This is a genomic window from Agathobaculum sp. Marseille-P7918, from assembly GCF_964248325.1.
GTDB lineage: Bacteria > Bacillota > Clostridia > Oscillospirales > Butyricicoccaceae > Agathobaculum.
Genome location: NZ_CAXTXI010000020.1, coordinates 1 through 15,482, shown reverse-complemented (window position 1 = coordinate 15,482; position 15,482 = coordinate 1). Strand labels below are relative to the sequence as shown.

14 protein-coding genes, 2 tRNA genes and 1 pseudogene are annotated in these 15,482 nt (G+C 55.3%); 2 read left to right on the top strand and 15 right to left on the bottom strand.

Annotation, left to right across the window (positions count from 1 at the left end; translation table 11 throughout):
* Window positions 1-93: 93 nt before the first annotated feature.
* From ACESSO_RS16890 to ACESSO_RS16860, 7 genes are all read right to left on the bottom strand, one after another.
* Window positions 94-1,368 (bottom strand): dicarboxylate/amino acid:cation symporter, encoded by a 1,275-nt coding sequence (locus tag ACESSO_RS16890; protein ID WP_373166714.1) that lies wholly within the window; start codon window positions 1,366-1,368, stop codon window positions 94-96.
* Complete coding sequence (rfbD, locus tag ACESSO_RS16885) at window positions 1,365-2,225, bottom strand: dTDP-4-dehydrorhamnose reductase (RefSeq protein WP_373166713.1); 861 nt, start codon at window positions 2,223-2,225, stop codon at window positions 1,365-1,367. Before rfbD ends, ACESSO_RS16890 begins: the two co-directional genes overlap by 4 nt.
* 81 nt (window positions 2,226-2,306) lie before the next feature.
* Complete coding sequence (pfkB, locus tag ACESSO_RS16880; RefSeq protein ID WP_373166712.1) at window positions 2,307-3,230, bottom strand: 1-phosphofructokinase; 924 nt, start codon at window positions 3,228-3,230, stop codon at window positions 2,307-2,309.
* A gap of 462 nt (window positions 3,231-3,692) precedes the next feature.
* Window positions 3,693-3,783 (bottom strand) — tRNA-Ser (locus ACESSO_RS16875).
* Between the two features lie 148 nt (window positions 3,784-3,931).
* Window positions 3,932-4,020: transfer RNA gene (locus ACESSO_RS16870), tRNA-Ser, on the bottom strand.
* Between the two features lie 50 nt (window positions 4,021-4,070).
* Window positions 4,071-4,427: an arsenate reductase family protein gene (locus ACESSO_RS16865; RefSeq protein WP_373166711.1), complete on the bottom strand. Its 357-nt coding sequence runs from the start codon at window positions 4,425-4,427 to the stop codon at window positions 4,071-4,073.
* Window positions 4,428-4,449: 22 nt separating this feature from the next.
* Window positions 4,450-5,289 carry a hypothetical protein gene (locus ACESSO_RS16860; RefSeq protein WP_373166710.1) on the bottom strand — a complete coding sequence of 280 codons (840 nt, stop codon included), beginning with the start codon at window positions 5,287-5,289 and terminating at the stop codon, window positions 4,450-4,452.
* A gap of 207 nt (window positions 5,290-5,496) precedes the next feature.
* Between ACESSO_RS16860 and ACESSO_RS16855 the strand changes: the two genes are divergently transcribed.
* Complete coding sequence (locus tag ACESSO_RS16855; RefSeq protein ID WP_373166709.1) at window positions 5,497-6,423, top strand: DDE-type integrase/transposase/recombinase; 927 nt, start codon at window positions 5,497-5,499, stop codon at window positions 6,421-6,423.
* Window positions 6,424-6,511: 88 nt separating this feature from the next.
* Here ACESSO_RS16855 and ACESSO_RS16850 read toward each other — a convergent pair whose 3' ends face one another.
* The 7 genes from ACESSO_RS16850 to ACESSO_RS16820 all read right to left on the bottom strand — a co-directional run bounded on the left by ACESSO_RS16850 (window position 6,512) and on the right by ACESSO_RS16820 (window position 14,665).
* Window positions 6,512-7,702 carry a cation:proton antiporter gene (locus ACESSO_RS16850; RefSeq protein ID WP_373166715.1) on the bottom strand — a complete coding sequence of 397 codons (1,191 nt, stop codon included), beginning with the start codon at window positions 7,700-7,702 and terminating at the stop codon, window positions 6,512-6,514.
* A gap of 326 nt (window positions 7,703-8,028) precedes the next feature.
* Window positions 8,029-8,493: a hypothetical protein gene (locus ACESSO_RS16845; protein WP_373166708.1), complete on the bottom strand. Its 465-nt coding sequence runs from the start codon at window positions 8,491-8,493 to the stop codon at window positions 8,029-8,031.
* Window positions 8,494-8,524: 31 nt separating this feature from the next.
* Window positions 8,525-9,793, bottom strand: a complete 1,269-nt coding sequence (locus ACESSO_RS16840; RefSeq protein WP_373166707.1) for an ArsB/NhaD family transporter — start codon at window positions 9,791-9,793, stop codon at window positions 8,525-8,527.
* A gap of 322 nt (window positions 9,794-10,115) precedes the next feature.
* On the bottom strand, window positions 10,116-12,581 hold the full coding sequence (locus tag ACESSO_RS16835; protein WP_373166706.1) for an ATP-dependent Clp protease ATP-binding subunit: 2,466 nt from the start codon (window positions 12,579-12,581) through the stop codon (window positions 10,116-10,118).
* Window positions 12,582-12,622: 41 nt separating this feature from the next.
* Entirely contained in the window at window positions 12,623-13,624 is a 1,002-nt protein-coding gene (locus ACESSO_RS16830; RefSeq protein ID WP_373166705.1) for an ATP--guanido phosphotransferase, read from the bottom strand.
* On the bottom strand, window positions 13,621-14,157 hold the full coding sequence (locus ACESSO_RS16825) for a UvrB/UvrC motif-containing protein (RefSeq protein WP_373166704.1): 537 nt from the start codon (window positions 14,155-14,157) through the stop codon (window positions 13,621-13,623). Before ACESSO_RS16825 ends, ACESSO_RS16830 begins: the two co-directional genes overlap by 4 nt.
* Window positions 14,158-14,209: 52 nt before the next feature.
* On the bottom strand, window positions 14,210-14,665 hold the full coding sequence (locus ACESSO_RS16820; RefSeq protein ID WP_373166702.1) for a CtsR family transcriptional regulator: 456 nt from the start codon (window positions 14,663-14,665) through the stop codon (window positions 14,210-14,212).
* 307 nt (window positions 14,666-14,972) lie between these two features.
* Here ACESSO_RS16820 and ACESSO_RS16815 point away from each other — a divergent pair, with 307 nt between their 5' ends.
* Window positions 14,973-15,143 (top strand): DUF362 domain-containing protein, encoded by a 171-nt coding sequence (locus ACESSO_RS16815; protein WP_297283735.1) that lies wholly within the window; start codon window positions 14,973-14,975, stop codon window positions 15,141-15,143.
* A 207-nt stretch (window positions 15,144-15,350) separates the two neighbouring features.
* Here ACESSO_RS16815 and ACESSO_RS16810 read toward each other — a convergent pair.
* Window positions 15,351-15,482: pseudogene (locus ACESSO_RS16810) on the bottom strand (electron transfer flavoprotein subunit alpha/FixB family protein); the annotation flags it as partial.

Here is a 15,482-nt window from a genome sequence, read left to right as displayed (position 1 = left end):
AACAACTTTCCCATGAGGCCTCTGGGTTGGCTTTCTCCTTTTGAGTTCTCTGTCCAATATGTTTGACAAACCTACAGGCATCCCATTCTCCCTTTATTTTTTGTTAAATACCTTTTTATCCAGTGCGCCGTCCTGATGCGCTACAATCGTCGTGCAGACTGCGTCGCCCGTAATATTGACCGCTGTGCGCGCCATGTCCAGAATACGGTCGATGCCCATAATCAGGCCGATACCTGCCACCGGCAGTCCGACCGAGTCAAACACCATTGCCAAGGTGATGAGGCCCACGCTGGGTACGCCCGCCGTCCCAATCGATGCGAGCGTTGCGGTGGCGATGACCGTCAGATAGTCCGCCGGGGTCAGCGCAATGCCAAACGCCTGCGCGACAAACACGACCGCCACGCCCTGCATAATGGACGTGCCATCCATATTCATGGTTGCGCCCAGCGGAATGGTAAAGGACGAAATACGGCGCGATACGCCGACTTTTTCCTCCAGCGTTTCGATGGAAAGCGGAATGGTGGCGTTCGAGGTCGCTGTGGAAAACGCAAAGCCCATCACCGGCGCAAACTTGCGGATAAACCGGAACGGATTGAGGCCCGTAAACAGCTTGAGCAAAATCTGGTAAACGCCCAAACACTGCACCACAAGAGCCAGCAGCACTGCACCCATGTATTTGAACATTGGCACCATCGCGGAAAAGCCCAGCTCGGAAAAAGTTTTCGCAATCAGGCAGAATACGCCGATGGGGGCCGCGCGCATAATCATCATGGTCATTTCCATCATGATGTCGTTGCCCTGCTGGAAAAAGTTCGTAATCAGCTGCACCTTATCCTGTAGTTTTGCCAGAATCAGGCCGACGATGAGTGCAAACAAAATGATTTGCAGCATGTTGCCCGTCGCAAGCGCCTCAATCGGGTTTTTCGGGATGATATTCAGCAGCGTTTCGGTCATGCTCATCGAGCTTTCGCTGATTGCGGTTTCCGCTGTCTGCACCTGCGACATATCCAGTCCCAGTCCCGGATTCACAATGGATGCCACGCTCAGTGCCACCGCCACGGCCAGCATGGTTGTGACCAGATAAAAGCCGATCGTCTTGACGCCGACCTTACCCAGCGTTTTGGTGTCGCCAATGGCCGCCGCACCGCAAACCAGCGAACAGAACACCAGCGGCACAACCAGCATCTGCATTAGGCGGATAAAGCCCTGTCCGATGACATAGAACACGCCGCCCACCAGAATATTCTGCACTGCGGGGATATCCGCTGCAAAAGCGTGCAGCAGCGCACCCACCACTGCACCGAGCAGCAGTGCGATAAAGATTTTGGTGGTCAGGCCGATTTTCTTGTTGTTTGCCGCTTCGCTCATGCCTGCCCTCCTGTCTGCCGTCCGGACAGATACTCCGCCAATGCCTGTTTCCATTCCGGCATCTGATAAATGCCGGTAATGCGCATCATCATATTGTCCAGCAGCGTAAAGCGTGGACGCAACGTCTCGCCCGCTGCCGTCGACTCCACCGGCACATGCGAATAGCCGCTCAGTCGCAGAATCTCATGCGCGAACTCCGCACGCGAGCACATCCCCTCGCACGAGGCGTGATACAGGCCATATTCACGCGCGGTAATCAGGTATTCGATGAAGCCCGCCAGCGCGTCAGCCGAGGTCGGAGAGGAAATCTCATCCCCCGGCAGCCGCACAGCCTCGCCGCGCGCCGCTGTCTCCAGCACCTGATCGACAAAATCATACGTCCCCGCGCCGTACAGCCAAGACGAACGCACGATCACATGCTTATCCGTCAGCTCACGCACCAGCTTTTCGCCCGCGTATTTGCTTTTACCGTACATGGTGACCGGGTGCGCATCGTCAAATTCGCAGAGCGCCGCGCCAGCCGTGCCGTCAAACACATCATCAGTTGAAATCTGAATCAGCTTCGCGTCGATGCGCCGCGCCGCCACCGCCAGATTGCGCGCGCCGAGCGCGTTGATTTTGTAGGCCTCTTCCGGACACTCCTCGCAGCGGCGCACGTCGGTTAGCCCTGCGCAGTTGATAATCACATCCGGATGGTTGAGATCTGCAAACCGTCCCACCTGCTTGCCATCCTCCACCGGCACATCCCGATCGCTGGTCACCAACTTGCATTCCGTATTGCGGTCAAATCGATGGCACAGTGCGGAGCCCAGTCGTCCGCCTGCACCCGCGATCCAAACACGGGTCGTTACGCTCATAACATATCCATACCTTTCTCATGCTTCTCTTTAGTATAATCCGCAGCCGCGCCATACTTGCATGCGCCAGCACACTTTTGCTCAAATCGACCGCGGCATGCCCGTTTTGGCAAGCGTCGCTTCAATCTTGGCGCGGTCAGGCAGCCACGCGGAAAACGCCGCTGCGCTTCCTGTCGCCACCGCATAACGCAGTGTCTCGGCCGCAGACAGGCCATTCGTGTGCGCATACAGCCACCCTGCAGTCATCGAGTCGCCTGAACCGACCGGCTGCACCACCTCATCACCCGGTGTTGCCTCCAAATACAGCGCCTGCCCCTCCACGGGTACGAGCACCGCCCCCTGCGCGCCGCAGGAGATCAGGATATCCTTTGCACCGGCCGCCTGCAATTCTCGCGCGCAGGCCGCGATACCGGCCGGATTGTGCGGCGCGCCGCCGACCAGCGCGTCCAGCTCGTCCTGATTGGGCTTGATGAGGTCCGGCGCGCATGGCAGCGCATTCTTCAGGGCATCGCCCGAAGTGTCGAGCACCGTCCGAACGCCGTTTTTATGTACACGCTCCAGCAGTCTGGCATAAATGTCCGCCGGTACGCCCGCAGGCACCGATCCGGACAGCACCAGCCAGTCGTCCTCGCCCAGCGTATCCAGCGTTTCTGCCAGCCGCGCCAGCGCTTCAGCAGTGATTTGTGGACCGGCGCCATTCAGCTCGGTCTGCTCCCCCGCGCACACCTTGACATTGATGCGCGTCATACCCTCGTCCAAATGACAGAAATCATATTCCACGCCGGTCTCCGCAAGCAGTGACGCGAACAACGCGCCGGTCCGTCCGGCGATAAAGCCGAGCGCCCGCGTAGGCAGCCCCAGCGCCGCACAGACCAGCGATACATTGACGCCCTTGCCGCCCGGATGCAGTGTTTCGCCGTTCGTGCGGCACAGCTTGCCCGGCCGCAGCGCGTCCGTACACACCAGATAGTCCAGCGAGGGATTGAGGGTTACGGTATAAATCATAGCAGTCGCCTCCGTTTCGTACAATATTTCGTACTATATGTTGCTTGTATTGTCTTTTGTAGCTACTCTTTCAGACAGAGCATTGTTTTCCTCCTTCATTATATCGGATTTCAATCATATTGCAAGCGACAAAACATTCAGGCCCAAGCAATGAAGCCGTCGCACTAGATTTAGACAGCTACGCGAATCTCGATTTAAAAGAGTCCTGAACAATACGATCATTACCACATCAGCAGTACTTTCTTTCAACAAATTACTTTGCGACCCACACAATTCAAACCAAGTACAAATTCTCCCTAAGTATGCTTACACTATCCATAGATGATCTTCAACAGTTTGCAGACCGTTATTCCAATAAAGAAACCAAAATCGCGATCATTTATGTCAAAAAAATATAACGTTATGATAATTCTCTGCTACTTTAAATAAAAAACGCACTCTTCAAAAGAAGAGTGCGTTTTTTGGCGGAGACGGAGAGATTTGAACTCTCGCGCCGGTTTCCCGACCTACTCCCTTAGCAGGGGAGCCCCTTCACCAGCTTGGGTACGTCTCCATGTCAAGTAGTAGCTTCGCCAAGAAAAAATGGCGGAGCGGGTGGGATTCCTTTTTCTGCGGAAAAAGCCACGGCGGTTACAACATGCCACCGGCATGTTGCTAAGAGCCGCCTTTCGAATCCCCCCACCTTTTGCTCCGTTAATTTTTGGCGGAGCGGGTGGGATTCGAACCCACGCGCCCTTTCGGGCAAACGGTTTTCAAGACCGCCTCGTTATGACCACTTCGATACCGCTCCGTATCTTGCCCGATAAGCAAGAATTATTATACCATCTGTTTTTTACTTTGTCAATCCTTTTTCAGCGTCTGCTCCCATTCCGTCTGCTTAAAGCCCGTCAGCACAAAATTATCATCCACCAGCAAGGGCCGCTTGACCAGCATGCCGTCGGTTGCAAGCAGCGCCAACTGCTCCTCCTCGCTCATGCCCGGCAGCTTGTCCTTCAGCCCCAACGCCTTATACTGCAAGCCGCTGGTGTTGAAAAACCGCTTGAGCGGCAAGCCGCTGCGCGCATACCACGTCCGCAGCTCTTCTTCCGTCGGGTTGTTCTGCTTGATATCGCGCTCGTCAAACGAAATTCCCTGCTCTTCCAGCCACTTTCTGGCCTTCTGACAGGTCGAGCACTTGGGATAACAAAGAAACAGCATGCAGTTCTTCCTTTCCACTTATTTATTCCGATATGTCTGCGGTGCTATGGTCGCGGCATAATACAAACAGCTCCGCCGCCAGCAAAATGCAGGCCGCCACCGACAGACAGCCGCGCAGCACCATTTTCTCCGACCATTCAGGCGTTGTCACACCCATCAGACGGGAAAGGCCGTAGCCGCCCATATCGGACACCGCCATGGTCGTTGTCACCGCGCTGAAAAAAGCCAGCCACGCCGGATGCGGCTTGCCATACAACAGGCACGCCAAATTGTAAAACGCCAGCACCAGAATCACGTCCGCCACAAGGCCGAACGCAAAAGAAGCCAGCTTTGGGTCCACGCAGGTCATGCGGTAATTGACGAGCAAATGCAGGCAGCTCCACAGCAGCGGCACCAGCGTCAGCTTGGCGGACTGCTCGGTCATTTCACTGCTCTGTGCTTTGGCCAGTCCGATGGCACACACACCGCACAGGACGGTAACCGCTGCATATACGATTTCCAGCGCCTTGGCCCAACCCGCAGCGTCCTCTTCGCCGGTCGTCATCGTCAGATAGAGATACCCCACGCCGCCAACCAGAAGCAGCAGACCGGAAATCACTGCCGCCATGCGGAAACCCACGCTTTGCGTACCCAGCAGCTGTTCAAACGGCAGGTTATTTGCTGCGCGCAGCGGTATGCTCAGCACCGCGTATACCACCGCAGCCGCCACCAGCAGTGCGGCAAAATACCACACCCATGCGTCGCCCGCCGCAGGCAGGCCCGTTCCAATATCAAAGCCGTTCAGCATATGCAGCGCGCGCACCACCACACCGGGCAAACACAGCACAACCGCCAGAACCGGCAATATCTTCGTTTGTTTCATTCTGCTCCCTCCAGAGGTCTTTGACATACGAAATTAGTATACCACATACCGCTCTGCTCTTCAAGTAACGGTATGAAAACAGCCCCTTCCGGATGTAGGAGTACAATACATCTTGGACAGTTGAATAAAAAAGGGATGAAGGATAGGGCCACATCGGTTAAAGTTGAGTTGCGACACTTAACTTGACGAGAGGAGTCCATATCCTTCATGAGCAAGAGTATAACACAGGACATGGCGTATCGGCAATCTCTAATGAAGTACGCAGAGAAATACGGTGTGAGCCGTGCCAGCCGGAAGTACAACAAGAGTCGGTCGTACATCTACTTCTGGAAGGCTCGATGGGATGGCACGGTGGAATCCCTGGCCTGTCAGTCCAGACGTCCCCATAGCCATCCAAATCAGCATACGGAGACAGAACTGAAGCTAATTCGGGATATGCGCCGCCGCAATCCCAACCTCGGCATGGTGGAGCTGTGGCACCGGCTGCGGCTGCGAGGCTATACCCGCCGCCCGGAGAGCCTGTTCCGAGTCATGCGCAAACTTGGGCTGTTTCCTGCTGCTTCGAAGAAAAAAGTGTATAAACCAAAGCCTTACGAGCAGATGACCTATCCCGGCCAGCGAGTCCAGGTGGATGTGAAGGTAGTACCCCGCAGATGTATCACTGACCCGGAGCTGCGGCTGTTCCAGTACACCGCAATTGATGAGTTTTCCCGCCTGCGATTCCTGGCTGCCTATTCTGAGCAAAACACCTTTTCTTCTGCTGATTTTTTGAAAAAGTTGTTCAAGTGGTACGCTCGCCGAGGTATCCGGGTGGAATGTGTCCAAACAGACAATGGCTTTGAGTTCACCAACCGCTTCTCCAACAGCAAGAAAGGCTTGCCCACTCTATTTGAGGCCGCTGCTGTCAGCCTGGGCATTCAGCACAAACTGATACGCCCCTACACACCCCGCCACAATGGCAAAGTGGAGCGCAGCCACCGGGAGGATCAGAAACGCTTTTACTCCTGCCACAGCTTTTACTCGCTGAACGATTTTGCCAAGCAGCTCGCTGCCCATAATCGCCGCTCCAACAACTTCCCTATGAGGCCTCTTGGCTGGCTTTCTCCTGCAGAGTTCACTGTCCAATATGTTTGACAAACCTACACGGTATGAAAACAGCCCTTTCCGGACTGTAACGTCGGAAAGGGCTGTCTGTTGAAAGCAGCATTCTTTCTTGTGTCGGTCAATACCGGCTCGCCTTGGGCATTTGTTCCGCCTCCCGCGCAGAAAACTCGGTATTGGCAGGCGTCTGGCGTTTCATGCCGAATTTCAGCAGAATCGGCGTGACCAGCGTGGTAACAATAACCACCAATACGATTGCCGGGAACATCTCAGCGTTGATAAGTCCCGCCTGCTCTCCCTTCTGCGCCACAATCAGCGCGACCTCACCGCGGGAGACCATGCCAAGACCAATGGAAATAGCGTCATACATCTGGAAGCCCATCATCCGCGCACCCAAACCGCAGCCGATGATTTTAGACAGGATGGCCACAATCGTCAGCACCACCGCAAACAGCACCAACTCACCCGTCAAGCCGTCCAGATTGGTTTTGATACCAATCGACGCAAAGAACAGCGGTGAAAACAGCATATAGCCCAGCACATTGGTTTTGCTGGCCACATAGTCGCGTGTGGCCGTCAGATTGCACATAACGATACCGGCAAAATACGCACCCGTAATATCAGCGATGCCAAAGAGCGTCTCCGCAACATAGCTCATCAAAAAGGCAAACACCAGCGCGTAGATAGCAATGCGCCGATGCTTATGCCACCGCTGCTCCATCTTGATAAACGCCTTGTGCATCACAAATCCGACCACAAGGACAAAGATAAAGAACGCGAAAATCCGTCCGAACACCAGAAGCGGCTTGACCGACGGGTCGGTGAACGCAGTCAGCACCGTCAGCACCACAATACCGAGAATGTCGTCAATCACCGCCGCACCCAATATCGCCGTGCCGACCTTGCTTTTCAACTTTCCCATCTCGCGCAGCGTTTCCACCGTGATGGATACCGAGGTTGCGGTCAGCACCACGCCGATAAAGGCTGCTTTCAGCATGTTCATGGGGTCTGCCGGCTCACTTCTGAAAATCAGGTAGCATCCCATGCCGCCCGCGAGCGGCACCAGCACGCCGATGACCGCAATAATAAAGGACGCAAAGCCGGTGGTTTTAAGCTCCTCCAAATCCGTGTCCAGACCCGCATTGAACATCAGAATAATGACGCCGATCTCTGCGGCTTTCACCAGAAAATCCGTTTCTCCTACCCACGCAAGGCAGCTCGGTCCTACCAGCACACCAGCCACCAACGCACCGACGACCTGCGGCATGTGTACCCGTTCCGAGGTCAGACCGAAGATTTTGGTGAACAGCATGACGATCGCAATCGTCAGAAGAAAATCATATGACACAGCGATACCGCCCCTCTCATTGTAATAACAGAATATCTACCATTATACAACTTTTTTCTAATTCAGCCAGTGCGTTCTTGAAAAATACGGCCGTTGTTTTACACAAAAAGCATTCTCTTTTTTTGGTGATAAGATACACCTCTTGCACTTTTTTGACTATTTTTTTGCTTTTTTATACTTTTTTGCAAACAGCCACACAAGCAGCTGCACCACGCCTTTCGTACTGTATGCAAAAAAGACGCCTTGCAGACTGCTGCCCTGCAAGGCGTCTTTCAACGCATCTTTCTGTTTTATTGTTCCACCTTGGGCGAATGCTCCCGGATTTCCTTGATTTTCTCGATGCCCGCCGTCAAGCAGTGCTGCAGGCCCTCCATATCCTCCGCCGACACATTGCGCTCCAGGAACAGCAGCTCAATCGCATGCGACAGCTGCACCATCACATTGGCGGTCTGGAGGAACTTGGGGAAATTGTGCGACTGCATCGCGTTGCGGAACTTGCGAATGTCGCGCGTGATGAATTCCACCACTTCGCCCTCGCCCTCAAAATCCCCATAGGAGATGGGATACGGCTCGACGCGCTGCAAGTAATACTTATCGCGCTTGGTCACGTTGAACACATACGTCACGCAAATCTCGTCATCCAGCTGGAATTTGGCAATATACATAATCCCGTTGCGCACTTCCTTGATGGAGGTAGCGCCGATCTGACGCAGTGATACATTGATGATATCACCGGAAAAACTGCTCGTTATCATATGATTTCCTTCTTTCTTCCCCTGTCATGCATCAATGAAAGCGAACCAGCAGGTAAACGGTAGAAATAGCAACCGTCAGAATCATCATCGGGAAGCCCACACGGAGATACCGCATAAAGGTGATCGGATGGCCGTGCTTGGCTGAAATACCCGAAAGCACCACGTTGGCCGATGCGCCGATAAGCGTACCGTTGCCGCCCAGACATGCGCCCAGCGACAGCGCCCACCACAGCGGTGTAACCTCCATGCCTTCGGCCTGCATTGCCAGAATCAGCGGGATCATGGTCGCCACGAACGGGATGTTATCCAGGAAGGACGAAAACAGAGCCGACCCCCACAGAATGAGCACCATCAGCAGTATCGTGTTGCCGCCCGTTACCGAAACCAGTGCATTGCCCAGCGCAGTGATGACGCCGGTCTGCACCATACCACCGACTACAACAAACAGGCCGGTGAAGAACAAAATGGTTGACCATTCTACACCGAGCACGATTTCTTCCGTATCCTGCTTACCGATCAACAACATTATTGTAGCACTTGCCAGCGCAATTGCGCAAGAGTCTACGCCGATCGAGCTATGGAAAACAAAGCCCAGCACAACCAGAACGATCATAACCACGCTCTTGACCAGCAGCGCATGATCTTTGATCGACTTCTGCTCGTCCAGCTGCATAACTGCTGCCATCTTGTCCGGCTCTACAACCATCTTGCGTCCGTACAGGAAGTAGAAGCACAGGCAGACCGCAATCATGATAAAGACAACCGCCACGCCGGTATTGAGCACAAAGTCCACAAAGCTCAGTCCGGCCTGCGAACCGATCATGATGTTCGGGGGGTCACCGATGAGGGTCGCCGTGCCGCCGATGTTGGAGGCCAGAATCTGTGTGAACAGGAATGGCACCGGATTAAGCCCCAGAATACCGGTGATCGCAATCGTCATCGGGCCGACCAGCAGGACCGTAGTCACGTTGTCCAGGAAGGCCGACAGCACCGCCGTGAGAATGACAAACAGCAGCATGATCTTCCACGGGTTGCCCCCCGCGATTTTTGCCGCCTTGATCGCCACATACTCAAACAGACCGGAGTTACGTACCACAGCGACAAACAGCATCATACCAATCAAAACGCCGATCGTGCTGAAGTCAATGTAGCTGACCGCATCATCCACCGTCAGCACATGCAGGAAGATTAGCACAACTCCGCCTGCTACCGCCGCCACGGTACGATGTACCTTTTCCGATACAATCGCAAGCATAACGATCAAAAAGACCACGACGGAAAGAATTTGCATGGTATTCATTTTCTTTCCCCTTTCCCGCGCGACGCCATGCGTGCGTACGCGCCTTCAAATTGTTTTTACGACATATTATACTCCTGGATTTCGCGGGTTTTCAATGTTCAATTCCCCCTGATTTGCAGGGTCTTACCGCAAAAGTTTTTGTTATTTAGCACGAAATTCCATCGTTTTCTTTACGTTTTTTTAACGACGTTTCCCAGTTTCTGTTTTTCCGCCGTTGCAAGGCCTTTTTTGCGCGCATGACAACGCCCCCGATGCCGTAACAGCGTCGGGGGCGTCGTCCATTTGGGTGTTGTATATAAGAATGGGAAGTGTATGGGCGTTTTTATGCCTGCGGCTCTTCCGCAGCAGCAGACCGGAGCGTCAGCTTGTCGTCCTCGGCATCCAGCGTCACATGATCGCCGGACTTGATTTTGCCTTCGAGCGACTGCTCGGCAACCAGATCCTCGACTTCGTTCGTCACCGCGCGGCGCAGCGGGCGCGCACCGTAAATCGGGTCGAAACCAGCCTTGGCAAGGTGCTTCTTGGCCTCGTCGGTCCAGTCCATGGTGATACCCATTTCCTGCATACGCTCGGCAACCTTGCGCAGCATACCGTCCGCAATCTGGGCAATCTCGTCCTCGCTCAGACGGTTGAACACAATGATGTCGTCGATACGGTTGAGGAATTCCGGACGTACCACATTTTTCAGCTCGCTCAGTACGTCCTCCTTGATCTGCTCAAAGGTGCGCTCGGCCGTATCTTCTCCGCCCTCAGCAAAGCCCAGCGACTTGCGGGCGTTGCCCGTAATCTTCTGCGCGCCGATGTTGGAGGTCATGATGATAATGGTATTCTTGAAATCCACGTGGCGGCCCTGACCGTCGGTCAGTACGCCGTCCTCAAGGATTTGCAGCAGGATGTTGAACACATCCGGGTGCGCCTTTTCGATCTCATCGAACAGGACGACCGAATACGGATGGCGGCGTACCTTTTCGGACAGCTGACCGCCCTCATCGTAGCCGACATATCCCGGAGGCGAACCGATCATGCGGGACACCGCATGCTTTTCCATGTATTCCGACATATCAATGCGGATCATGGCGTTTTCGTCACCGAACATCGCTTCTGCCAGCGCCTTGGACAGCTCGGTCTTGCCTACGCCGGTCGGGCCAAGGAACAGGAACGAACCAATCGGACGCTTGGGGTCGCGCAGGCCGACACGGCCGCGGCGAATCGCCTTGGCGACCGCGGTGACGGCCTCATTCTGGCCGATGACACGCTGATGCAGCGTATCCTCGAGGTGCAGCAGACGCTGACCCTCGTCCTCGGTCATCTGGGCAACCGGGATGCCGGTCCAGCCCGAAATGACAGCCGCGATGTCGTCCTCAGTTACCGCGCCGTGAGTCTTGGTCTGCTGCTCAGACCACTCCTTGCGGCGCGCTTCGAGCGCTTCGCGCTTGTTCTTCTCTTCATCGCGCAGCTTGGCGGCGTTCTCGTAGTCCTGCCCCTTGACAGCCTCTTCCTTCTTCGCGGCGATGGCGGTGATTTCGTCCTCCATCTGCTTGAGGTCGGGCGGTGTGGTCAGCGTGGACAGGCGAACCCGCGAGCAGGCTTCGTCGATAACGTCGATTGCCTTATCCGGCAGGAAACGACCGGTTACATAGCGCACAGACAGCTTGACGGCAGCTTCGATGGCTTCATCCGGAATCTTGATGCGGTGATGTGCTTCGTAGCGGTCACGCAGGCCCTTGAGGATTTCGACTGCGTCCTCCGGACTCGGCTCGTCAATCTGAACGGGCTGGAAACGACGCTCGAGCGCTGCGTCCTTTTCGATGTTCTTGCGGTATTCATCCAGCGTGGTTGCACCGATGACCTGCACTTCGCCGCGGGACAGGGCGGGCTTCAAAATGTTCGCAGCATCTGCCGCTCCCTCAGCAGCGCCTGCGCCCATCAGCATATGCATTTCATCAATGAACAGAATGGTATCCTTGTTTGCGGTCAGCTCTTCGATGACCTTTTTGATGCGCTCTTCGAACTCGCCGCGGTACTTGGTACCCGCGATCATGCCGGTCAGGTCAAGCGATACGACGCGCTTGTCCTTCAGCGTCTCCGGGACATCGCCCGCGACAATCTTCTGCGCCAGTCCTTCGACCACAGCGGTCTTGCCGACGCCGGGGTCGCCGATCAGTGCAGGGTTGTTCTTGGTACGGCGGGACAGAATCTGAATGACCCGCTGAATTTCCTTGCTGCGGCCGATAACCGGGTCGAGCTTGCCCTCGCGGGCAGCGGCAGTCAGGTCGCGGCCGAACTGCTCGAGCGCGTCGCCCGACTTGCCGGATGCACCGGCAGCGCCGGGGCCTTCGCCCTGCTGCACGCCGCCCAGCACTTCGCTGAGCTTTTCGGCCACCATCTGCGGGGTAACCTTGAGGTTAGCCAGCGCGGTCAGCGCGACGTTCTGTCCCTCGCGCAGCAGGCCGAGCAGCAAATGTTCGGTGCCGACGTAGTTCGTCCCCATCTGGGCGGCGGACTGGATGGACAGCTCAATGATGCGCTTGGTGCGCGGGGTCATGCCCTGCGGAGCGGTGCTGTCGGGCGTGCCGCGGCCGGACAGCTCTTCAATCTGCTTCACCAGCGCGTCGTCGGTCACGCCGCAGGCAGCCAATGCCTTGGCCGCCGGGCCGCCCTCTTCACGCAACAAGCCGAGCAGCAGATGCTCCGAGCCGATATAGCTATGTCCAAACGATGCAGCGGCCTCCTGCGCCTTGGTCAGTGCCTGCTGCGCACGCTCGGTAAAACGGTTCTGATAAAACATAGGTCAACACTCCTTTCCGAAAGGGAAAAGTCGAAGTTCGGTTATTCTAAAATCAAATCTTTGGCTGCCGCGCGCAGCAATTCTGCACGCTTGCAGTCGCGCTCCTGCGGCGCGCCGTTCAGCATCGCCGGACGGATGCGCTGCTCAAGTTCATATAGCTTCTGCGGCTCTACGCCCGACAGCAAGCCCATTTGCAGGCCGACCAGCACATCCGAGATGCACTGTACAGCCTCGCCGGTGTCAATCAGATAAGCGGAACGCAGCGTGCCTGCCGCGCGGTAGATGCGGTCGCGCAGACCGGCTTCGTTCTGGCTGCGCACCTGCTCACGGGCCTTCTTTTCTGCGTCAATGATGGTGGTTGCGGTCTCAACCAGCCTATCGGTCAGCTCAGCCGCCGAAGCGCCCAGCGTAACCTGATTGGATATCTGATAGAAGCCGCCGACCGCCTTGGAGCCTTCGCCGTAGGCGCCGCGCACTGCGCAGCCACGGCTGCCGGCATAGCCGGTTATCCGGCCAATCTCGCCCGTTGCGGTCAGCATGGGCAGATGTAGCATGATAGAAGCCCGCAGGCCGGTACCGATATTGGTCGGGCATGCGGTCAAATAGCCCAGCCGCTTGTCGTAGGCGAAGGGCAGCTCGCCTTCGATCAGCGCCGCGATGCGGTTAGCCGTTTCCAGACATTCCTTCGGACACAGGCCGGTGCCAATCACCTGCAAGCGCAGATGGTCCTCTTCGCCCACCATGATGGACACGCCGCCGTCCTTCGAAACAATCAGCCAGCCGCCGTTCTGCGCCAGCTCGGGCGAAATCAGATGCTCTTCGACCAGCTGAGAAGCCTCGGTCGAGCGTGGGATGATTTGCTTTTTCTCAAATTCCGGCCCAACGGTCGGATTATTCTGCAAGGCCGCGAACACTTTGTCCGCGATCTCCTTGTGTTGTGCTTCGGTCAAACGGAAGGGATAACCCTTCAGGTTACGGGCAAGCCGCACGCGGCTGGTTGCCGCAAGGCCGGTAAAACCGCCATGAATTTCAAACATGCTCATTTTTGCTCGCCCTCCATTCTGCGAATCTCATCACGCAGGCGCGCAGCCTGCTCATATTCTTCGTTTTCAACTGCGGTTTTCAGCTGTGCACGCAGTGTTTCGATCGGGTCAGCCTTGGGCTGTTCGGCAGCCGGGGCCGCACCAATGTGCTGCGTTGCACCGTGAATCTTTTCGACATACGGATTCAAGATATCTGAGAATGTGTTGTAGCAATCCGGACAGCCCACACGGCCGGTCCGCCGCAGCTCGCTTTCGGTCATGCCGCAGGTCGGACACTTGCGCTCGGTACCGAGCAGCGTCGCCGTCGGCGCGCCCAGCATGTCGTTCCACAGGCTGCCAAAGCTGCCGCCGAGGAACGAATGGAACGGGTCGCTCCAGAAATGGTTCATCGAGGCAAACGCATTTTCAAACGCGCCGCCAATGTTTTCCTTCTTCGCGCAGTCCTCACACAGGTGCATTTCGCGCGTTACACCGTTTACGGTTTCCTTATAATACATCGTCGCTTCATTCTTGCCGCATTTCTCGCATTTCATAAGTCATTTCTCCTTTCGAGAATCTATCCTCAAGTGATTTTGTTAACTGTTGTCATGCTGTGGCAATGCCCATCACCGCGCATCGTAAAATCGCGGCTCGCAGACGGTTGCGGTCGGTTTTTTCCACCTCAGCCAGCGCGCCGTCCGAGCATGCCGAAAGCAGAAGCTGCGCTTCCCGCTGCGTCAGCAGCTCTGCCGATAGCAGCGCGCGTGTCAGACGCGCCGCATCGTTTTGCGTCAGCCTGCCGCCGATACCACGGGCTGCCTCCAGCAGTGTGCGCTGCTTGTCGTCCATCAGCCGCACGATGCGGATATATCCGCCGCCGCCGCGCTGACTTTCGACCAGATACCCGTGTTCCGGCGTGAAGCGTGTTTCAATCACGTAGTTGATCTGGCTTGGCACACACGAAAAACGGTCCGCCAGACTTTTGCGCTGCACCTCGGCCACGCCGCCGCCCGACGAAAGCATCTCGCCGATAAAATCGGCTATGACATCCGACATTTTCATGTGAACACCTCCTTCGGTCCTGGTCTTTTATCTGACCTTTCCTGACCTTTGTCTATATTATAGGGGATTTCACAGCAAAACGCAAGGGAATTTTCTGACCATTTCTGACCATTTGGCGGATGTATTAAATAAAAATCCATTGTTTTCTCTTTATTTCTAATTCAATCTCTTTTTTTCATTGTTTTTTATTTTGTGACCTTTACTTTCTTCCGCCAAAAGTTAACTATTGCTAACCGCTGCTTTTTATTGCTTTTTCTCATTCTTGTGTTACAATAAATGTGTAAATTCAAATGGAGGTGCAATACCAATGGCATATGTTATTAGCGACGCTTGCATCAGCTGTGGTTCTTGCGCGGGCGAGTGCCCGGTAGGCGCTATTTCTGAGGGCGACGGCAAGTACGAGATCAATCCGGACGCTTGCATCGACTGCGGCAGCTGCGCAGGTACCTGCCCGGTAGGCGCTATTTCGCAGGGCTAATTGTTTAGCATAGAAGCGAAATACCCCAAAAAATCCGGTTCACCGGAACACAATAACGCCTGAAAGCGCTTCTGTCGCTTTCAGGCGTTTTGCTTTGTTCCTATTTTCTGCACACACATGTGATATATGCAAAACGAGCCTGTCCAAATGGGCAGGCTCGCTTTTATATGAATTTCAGCGCAAAATCCGATTGTCTCAGGCGTGGACTTACTTGGAAGCCTGTGCCGCCTTGATAGCGTCGATCATCATCGGAACAACCTTAAACAGGTCGCCGCAGATGCCGTAGTCGGCAACGTCGAAGATCGGAGCGGAGTCAGCCTTGTTGACTGCTACGATGCA

What these genes read in the sequence shown, in the direction of transcription:
- ACESSO_RS16830 (WP_373166705.1), bottom strand. Translation starts at nt 13,624, where the DNA reads ATGAGCATGTTTGAAATTCATGGCGGTTTTACCGGCCTTGCGGCAACC.
- ACESSO_RS16835 (WP_373166706.1), bottom strand. Translation starts at nt 12,581, where the DNA reads ATGTTTTATCAGAACCGTTTTACCGAGCGTGCGCAGCAGGCACTGACC.
- ACESSO_RS16860 (WP_373166710.1), bottom strand. Translation starts at nt 5,289, where the DNA reads ATGAAACAAACGAAGATATTGCCGGTTCTGGCGGTTGTGCTGTGTTTG.
- pfkB (WP_373166712.1), bottom strand. Translation starts at nt 3,230, where the DNA reads ATGATTTATACCGTAACCCTCAATCCCTCGCTGGACTATCTGGTGTGT.
- ACESSO_RS16825 (WP_373166704.1), bottom strand. Translation starts at nt 14,157, where the DNA reads ATGAAATGCGAGAAATGCGGCAAGAATGAAGCGACGATGTATTATAAG.
- rfbD (WP_373166713.1), bottom strand. Translation starts at nt 2,225, where the DNA reads ATGAGCGTAACGACCCGTGTTTGGATCGCGGGTGCAGGCGGACGACTG.
- ACESSO_RS16890 (WP_373166714.1), bottom strand. Translation starts at nt 1,368, where the DNA reads ATGAGCGAAGCGGCAAACAACAAGAAAATCGGCCTGACCACCAAAATC.
- ACESSO_RS16855 (WP_373166709.1), top strand. Translation starts at nt 5,497, where the DNA reads ATGAGCAAGAGTATAACACAGGACATGGCGTATCGGCAATCTCTAATG.
- ACESSO_RS16820 (WP_373166702.1), bottom strand. Translation starts at nt 14,665, where the DNA reads ATGAAAATGTCGGATGTCATAGCCGATTTTATCGGCGAGATGCTTTCG.
- ACESSO_RS16840 (WP_373166707.1), bottom strand. Translation starts at nt 9,793, where the DNA reads ATGAATACCATGCAAATTCTTTCCGTCGTGGTCTTTTTGATCGTTATG.
- ACESSO_RS16850 (WP_373166715.1), bottom strand. Translation starts at nt 7,702, where the DNA reads ATGCTGTTCACCAAAATCTTCGGTCTGACCTCGGAACGGGTACACATG.
- ACESSO_RS16815 (WP_297283735.1), top strand. Translation starts at nt 14,973, where the DNA reads ATGGCATATGTTATTAGCGACGCTTGCATCAGCTGTGGTTCTTGCGCG.
- ACESSO_RS16865 (WP_373166711.1), bottom strand. Translation starts at nt 4,427, where the DNA reads ATGCTGTTTCTTTGTTATCCCAAGTGCTCGACCTGTCAGAAGGCCAGA.
- ACESSO_RS16845 (WP_373166708.1), bottom strand. Translation starts at nt 8,493, where the DNA reads ATGATAACGAGCAGTTTTTCCGGTGATATCATCAATGTATCACTGCGT.